Below are 6,659 nucleotides of genomic sequence, written 5' to 3' on the forward strand. Positions count from 1 at the left end.
CCAACTTCTTTATTTATCTGCAAAACAAATTAACATTTAAAATTCAATGAGCAATTATCGATACCAAGTTGGCGGCACACTGACCTGTGATGCTCCTAGTTATGTTGAGCGACGAGCAGATGTGGAACTCTATGAAGCCTTAAAGCAGGGTGAGTTTTGCTATGTCCTTAGTTGTAGGCAAATGGGCAAATCCTCGCTCATGGTTAGAACCAAGCATCGCCTGCAACAGGAAGGCTTTCGATGCGTCACTATTGATATGACTAATATTGGTTGCGAAAATATAACTCCCCAGCAGTGGTATAAGGGAGTCATAGGTGATTTATGGTTGGGTTTTAAACTGTTAGGAAAAGTCAATTTAAAAGCTTGGTGGCAAGAACAAAGCGATATTTGTTTACTTCAGAAACTTAGTCGATTTATTTCGGAGATACTACTAGATCAATTTCCTCACGAAAGATTGTTTATCTTTATTGATGAAATTGATAGTATTAAAAGCCTTGATTTTCCCGTTGATGACTTTTTTAGCTTGATTCGATTTTTATATAATCAACGAGCAATTGCTTCCGAATATAATCGAATTACATTTGCCATTTCTGGCGTTGCTACACCTTCAGACTTAATTTATTATAAAAATCATACTACCCCATTTAATATTGGTAAAGCTATAGAAATAGATGGCTTCACATTTGCAGAAGCTAAACCACTAGCTCAAGGATTGGAAATAAATGGTAGCGATCCCCAGATAGTTCTTAAAGAAATATTAGCTTGGACAGAAGGACAACCTTTTCTGACTCAAAAGCTATGTCGGCTACTTGTAAGTTCAACCTTAGATGATGTAGCAAGAAAGCTCAAAATTCTTCCTGGCACTGAAGCATACTGGGTAGAGAGTATTGTGCGATCGCGCATAATTGACAAGTGGGAATCACAAGATGAACCGGAGCATTTACGGACAATTCGCGATCGCATCTTGAGAAAAGAACAATCTGCTGGAAGATTGCTAGGAATTTATCAGCAAATTCTCCAAGGGATTGACGTACCTGTGGATGATACTCCAGAACAGGTAGAACTATTGCTGTCTGGTTTGGTGACAAGAAAGCAGGGTTTTATAAAAGTAAAAAACCGAATTTATCAAGAAGTTTTCAACCTCGAATGGGTTGAAAAACAATTAGCTTACTTGCGCCCCTACTCTCAAGCCTTCAATGCCTGGATAGCCTCTAACGAAGAAGATAAATCTCGCCTTTTGCGTGGACAAGCCTTGATTGATGCCCAAACTTGGGCACATGGCAAAAGCTTAAGCGACTTAGATTATCGATTTTTAGCGAAAAGTGAAGAATTGGATCGAAAAGAAGTGCAACAAGCATTGGAGGCGGAACGCGCCAAAGAAGTAGAAGCACGACTGCAAGAACAACAAAAGAGAGAGGCTCAACAAAAAAAAGCTGCCAGAATAGTCACGCTCCTATTGCTAGGTATGACTATTAAGTTTGCGATCTCACTAGCCTGGGGAGTGTCGCTTTTACAAAAGATTCAGAACCTTGAATTACAGGTGAAATGTGCCCAGATTAAGTATCAAAGCAAAGCCACGAATACAAAATCTGAGTCGGGTGGGTGCTGAGTGAAAGATCGATGAAACTTATATGATAATGATAATCACACTTGAAGAAGAGAAGCTGTCAATATAAACTGAATCCTTATACATCTTCGAGGAAGAGTTTGTGCCGAGAATCATTATCAAATCTAAACGTGGATCGCTAATCCTCATCGGGATTTTGAGCTTTTACCAAATAGTGAGCGCCGCCGCACCAGCCTATGCCATGCACATCATGGAAGGTTTTTTACCTGTGGGGTGGGCGGTATTTTGGTGGATAGTAGCGCTGCCATTTTTTGTGTTGGGGCTGCGATCGCTAACACGCATTACTCAAGCAAAACCAGAATTAAAATTACTTTTGGCATTAGCAGGGGCTTTTACCTTCGTACTATCGGCATTAAAAATGCCTTCGGTTACAGGTAGTTGTTCCCATCCTACAGGTACAGGATTAGGAGCAGTGCTATTTGGGCCTTTAGCCATGTCAGTGCTGGGTAGTCTAGTGCTGCTATTTCAAGCACTGCTGCTAGCCCACGGCGGTTTAACTACACTGGGAGCCAATGCATTTTCAATGGCGATAGTCGGGCCTTTTGTTGCCTTTTGGATATATCGCTTAGTCATGCCAACTGGCAAGCAAAGATTAGCAATTTTTCTAGCCGCAGCGATCGCAGATTTAATGACTTATCTTGTGACTTCTGTACAATTAGCTTTAGCATTTCCTACAACTACAGGTGGGATCGTGGCATCCTTTGCTAAATTTGCGGGGATCTTTGCCATTACACAAGTTCCTTTAGCAATTAGTGAAGGATTATTAACAGTGTTGGTGTGGAATTGGCTAGCTAACTATGGCCGTCAAGAACTAGAAACGTTGAATCTGATTAAATCAGAGAATGGTTAGTGGTTAGTAGTTAGTAGTTAGTAGTTAGTAGTTAGTGGTTGTTTCAAACAACAACCAACAACCAACAAACAACAAAAAATGACAAATGACTAAAATTCAAAATCATAAATGGAATAACTGGCTATTGCTACTAGCAGTAGTAGCATTATCAGCAACACCGATAATGCTAATTAAGGATGCAGAATTTAGTGGTTCCGACGAGCAAGCAGAATCAGCAATTAAAGAAATACAGCCTCAGTATAAACCTTGGTTTAATTCATTAATTGAGTTACCAAGTGGGGAAGTTGAAAGCTTATTATTTAGCGTGCAGGCGGCTGCGGGTGCTGGTGTGATTGGCTATGTAATTGGACTATATAAAGGGCGCTCAGAACGTCAAAATCATCATAATGAAAATTCAGATTGACACACTAGCCTACACTAATCGCTTGCGATGGTTGCCACCAGAACAAAAATTGCTGTTTGCAACTGCCTTATTAATCGTCACAGCTTTTGCTCATCCAAGCGTGCAAATTTTGATCGCACTCTGGATGAGTGTTTGGACAGTGATCTATGCAGGCATTCCGGGCAAAATATATTTGAAATTGATCTATGTGGCAACTTTTTTTTGGTTAACCAGCTTGCCAGCTTTAGCCATTAATGGTATAGATGTAGCTCACATAGATTTAATACAACATGATGCGATCGCGGGATTAAATATTAGTGGTTATTACCTATACATCAGTCATAATGGTCTTGGGCTGGGATTGACAATTTTAACGCGAGCTTTAGCTTCTCTTTGTTGCTTGTATTTTGTCATGCTCACTATTCCCTTCACTGAACTTTTGCAAACGCTGAGACGTCTTGGTTGTCCAGTACTGTTGACTGAGCTTTTATTGCTGATGTATCGCTTTATTTTTGTGCTGTTAAACACAGCTTCGGAATTATGGACTGCTCAGCAGGCTCGTGGAGGCTATCGTACTTTCGCTACTAGTATGAAAAGTTTAGCACTGTTAATTGGACAACTACTCAAACGCAGTTTAGAAAACTATCGCCAAGTTGTCTTAAGTTTAGAATCAAGGGGTTTCAATGGAGAATTGCGGGTTTGGCATCCCCATCGCTATCATCAATCAAAGCGATATACCATAGAAGCTATTTTTGGTTTTGCTTTATTAATAGCATTAGAATGGGGTCAGAATGCCGGAATGGTTACTCACATTTGAGCAGATATATTACACTTATTCAGGCGCAAAACAATCGGCTGTGAATGGTCTCACAATAAAAATTCCTGCTAAGAAAAAATGTGCATTAATTGGTCAAAATGGTTGTGGTAAAACTACGCTATTTTTATTAGCTAATGGCCTATATAAACCTCAAAAAGGAACTATTTATTGGCAAGGTCAACCACTACAATATGACCGAAAGTTCATGATGAATTTACGCCAGAAAGTCGGCGTAGTTTTTCAAAATCCAGAGCAACAACTAGTTGCTTCTACAGTTGAAGAAGATATTTCTTATGGCTTGTGCAATTTGGGGTTGCCTGAAGCAGAAATTCAACAGCGAATTGAGCAAGCATTAGTTGATTTTGATTTAACATCACTCGCACAAAGACCTGTACATCATCTCAGTTTAGGTCAAAAAAAGCGAGTTTCTATAGCAGATGTGATGGTACTAAAACCGGAATTATTATTGTTAGATGAACCAACGGCGTATCTAGATCGGATGCATACTCGTCACCTGATGTCAACTTTGAAAAATATTCATGCTGCTGGGACGACAATAGTTATGGCAACTCATGATTTAGATTTAGTTTATCGCTGGGCAGATTGGGTATTTGTGATGGATAGGGGACGACTAGTACTGGAGGGAAACCCCCAGGATGTGTTTACTCAGCGTGACATTCTGGAAGAATTACAGTTAGGAGTACCTTTAATATATGAAATGTTATATGCTGCTGACGAATTCGCTGAAGAGAGAGCAGTTTTAGAACGTTTGCGACAACGAATGTTAAATGTATTTCGTGAGTTTTAGTCAATAGTCATTTGTCATTGGTCATTAGTCATTTGTCAAATTAATTATTTTAAGTTTGTATTTGCAGTTTTATTTTTAATAAATGATTTATGTGTGATTTATAATACTGCATTTAGGTATTTTTTGACACAGTGTTTGTGAATGCTAAAGAGGAAATTATTATTTTTTTACAATCAACAGCATAAGTAAATTATTTTATACAAATTTTCTTGTCAATAACCCTGAAGGAATAGCATAAAATCCCCCAAGAGGGCATTGCAAATAAGGGGTAAATTTTGTTTTGTATGAATTTGATGCCGCAGTTTTAATGATTACTCTGTGCAAATAAATAAACGGGGGCACATCATGCATATTCCTGATGGTTTTGTTTCTCTACCGGTAGCGGCAGTTACCGGTGTGGCGAGTGTGGCGGCTATTGGTATTGCCTTGGGGCGATCGCAAGATGCTTTTGGTGTGAGACGCGCGCCAGTTCTCGGCTTAACTACCGCCTTTATATTTGCTGCTCAGATGATTAATTTTCCTGTAGCAGGCGGTACTAGCGGTCACTTATTGGGGGGAACTTTAGCAGCAATCGTTCTCGGTAGTCCTTGGGCGGGTACACTATGCATTGCCACAGTTTTGATTATTCAAGCCGTGCTGTTTGCCGATGGGGGTATCACAGCTTTAGGAGCAAATATTTTCAACATGGCAGTGATTGGAGTTTGGGTTGGCTGGGGCTTAACCCAAACCTTACAGCGGCTATTTGGGGGATCTAGAAGGCGCTTGCCACTAGCTGCTGGCATTGCTGCTGGCGTGAGTGTAGTCGTAGCGGCTGTAGCTTGTGCGATTGAATTAGCCCTTTCTGGAACAGCACCTCCACTACTGGTTTTACCAGCGATGACTGGTGTACATATCCTGATTGGTGTTGGCGAAGGATTGATTACTGGGGGTGTATTAGCTTACCTGGCCACAGTGCGACCAGATTTGTTACCAGGGGCGCAGCAGCAATTCAAAGGCTGGGTAGTGCCAGTAGTAAGTATTCTTTTGATTTCTGGTTTACTCTCCTTGGTAGCCTCTGCATGGCCTGACGGCTTGGAAAGAGTTGCCGAAGACCTGGGTTTCATAAGCTTGGCAGAACAAGTGCGAGTCACAGTCCCAACGCCCTTAGCTGACTACGGAATCGAAGGGTTAGGCCCTGTTGGCACGAGTATCGCGGGAATTTTTGGATCTATTGTTTGCTTTGGTGTTGCCTTTGGCATTGCAAAAGTGGTGAAACCGAACAATGCTTAAACTTTCACTACCATTACGTTTACAGTTATCCCTAGTGATTGTAGTTGGGGCAGCTTTATTAAAGTATGAGGCTTGGAATTGGCTAGCTGCATATGGGGCGATCGCACTAATTTGGGCTATCCTTTTGCGCGTACCCATTCGCAAACTCACGGGATTGTTGGGTGCAGAATTATTATTCCTTTCATTTGTAGCGTTACCCTTAGGATGGGAACGAGCTAGTTTTCTGTTAATTCGTTCTCTCATTTGTTTGGTAACAATGAATAGTTTTTTGTTAACCTTGCCGCCACACAGTTTTGGTATTGCTCTCAAAGGTTTACCCGTTCCAAGCGGATTGAAGGAAAATTTGTTATTGACTGGACAATATATAGAAATTCTGCTAGCAGAAGTAACGCGAATGCAACGTGCTGCTCAACTCCGAGGTCTAAATGGCACAGCAGCTTGGCTGCGTTACGCCAGTGCAGCTATGATTGGTAGCTTGTATCTCCGTAGTTTAGAAAGGGCAGAACGAGTTTACGCAGCAATGGTAGTTCGTGGTTATAAAGGAACACTACCAGTAGATTCAACATTAAGAGCCAAAGAGCGTTTTGTTGTTCTGCTAGCTTGTGCGATCGCTGTTAGTTTAACCTTGGCTTCTTATAGCGATTTTGGATTAGTTATTAGTCATTAGTCATTGGTCATTCGTGAATTTAACTACTAACCACTACCCCTGTTAAGATGTGAGTCTTGGAAATGGATTTTTCTTGGTGTCTTGGTGTCTTGGTGTTTCAATAATTCTTTTTTCACCACCAAGACACTAAGCTTGCCCTCGAGCGCAGCGTAGACGACCGCAAGGGCGGCTTCCCGTAGGGTAGGGACACAAAGAGGAAAATAGTCTTCTCTACTAAGATTTGGGTTCGTTTTTTACCC

At 41.0% G+C, this 6,659-nt stretch carries 7 protein-coding genes; all 7 read left to right on the forward strand.

Annotation, left to right across the window (positions count from 1 at the left end; genetic code table 11):
* Nucleotides 1–46 precede the first annotated feature (46 nt).
* The 7 genes from HXY43_RS14450 to HXY43_RS14480 all read left to right on the forward strand — a co-directional run bounded on the left by HXY43_RS14450 (nucleotide 47) and on the right by HXY43_RS14480 (nucleotide 6,420).
* The gene (locus tag HXY43_RS14450; RefSeq protein WP_290883956.1) at nucleotides 47–1,609 is read left to right on the forward strand and encodes an AAA-like domain-containing protein; all 1,563 of its coding nucleotides are present in this window, start codon (nucleotides 47–49) and stop codon (nucleotides 1,607–1,609) included.
* Nucleotides 1,610–1,709: 100 nt separating this feature from the next.
* Nucleotides 1,710–2,477 (forward strand): energy-coupling factor ABC transporter permease, encoded by a 768-nt coding sequence (locus HXY43_RS14455; protein WP_290883958.1) that lies wholly within the window; start codon nucleotides 1,710–1,712, stop codon nucleotides 2,475–2,477.
* A gap of 85 nt (nucleotides 2,478–2,562) precedes the next feature.
* Entirely contained in the window at nucleotides 2,563–2,880 is a 318-nt protein-coding gene (locus HXY43_RS14460; protein ID WP_290883960.1) for an energy-coupling factor ABC transporter substrate-binding protein, read from the forward strand.
* Nucleotides 2,864–3,676, forward strand: a complete 813-nt coding sequence (cbiQ, locus tag HXY43_RS14465; RefSeq protein ID WP_290883962.1) for a cobalt ECF transporter T component CbiQ — start codon at nucleotides 2,864–2,866, stop codon at nucleotides 3,674–3,676. Before HXY43_RS14460 ends, cbiQ begins: the two co-directional genes overlap by 17 nt.
* Complete coding sequence (locus HXY43_RS14470; protein ID WP_290883964.1) at nucleotides 3,651–4,484, forward strand: energy-coupling factor ABC transporter ATP-binding protein; 834 nt, start codon at nucleotides 3,651–3,653, stop codon at nucleotides 4,482–4,484. Before cbiQ ends, HXY43_RS14470 begins: the two co-directional genes overlap by 26 nt.
* A 345-nt stretch (nucleotides 4,485–4,829) precedes the next feature.
* Nucleotides 4,830–5,753, forward strand: a complete 924-nt coding sequence (locus tag HXY43_RS14475) for an energy-coupling factor ABC transporter permease (RefSeq protein ID WP_290883968.1) — start codon at nucleotides 4,830–4,832, stop codon at nucleotides 5,751–5,753.
* Entirely contained in the window at nucleotides 5,746–6,420 is a 675-nt protein-coding gene (locus HXY43_RS14480; protein ID WP_290883966.1) for an energy-coupling factor transporter transmembrane protein EcfT, read from the forward strand. The genes HXY43_RS14475 and HXY43_RS14480 overlap by 8 nt, the downstream gene beginning before the upstream one ends.
* Nucleotides 6,421–6,659: the final 239 nt, after the last annotated feature.

The sequence above is a fragment of the Fischerella sp. genome (assembly GCF_013388695.1).
Lineage (GTDB): Bacteria > Cyanobacteriota > Cyanobacteriia > Cyanobacteriales > Nostocaceae > PCC9605.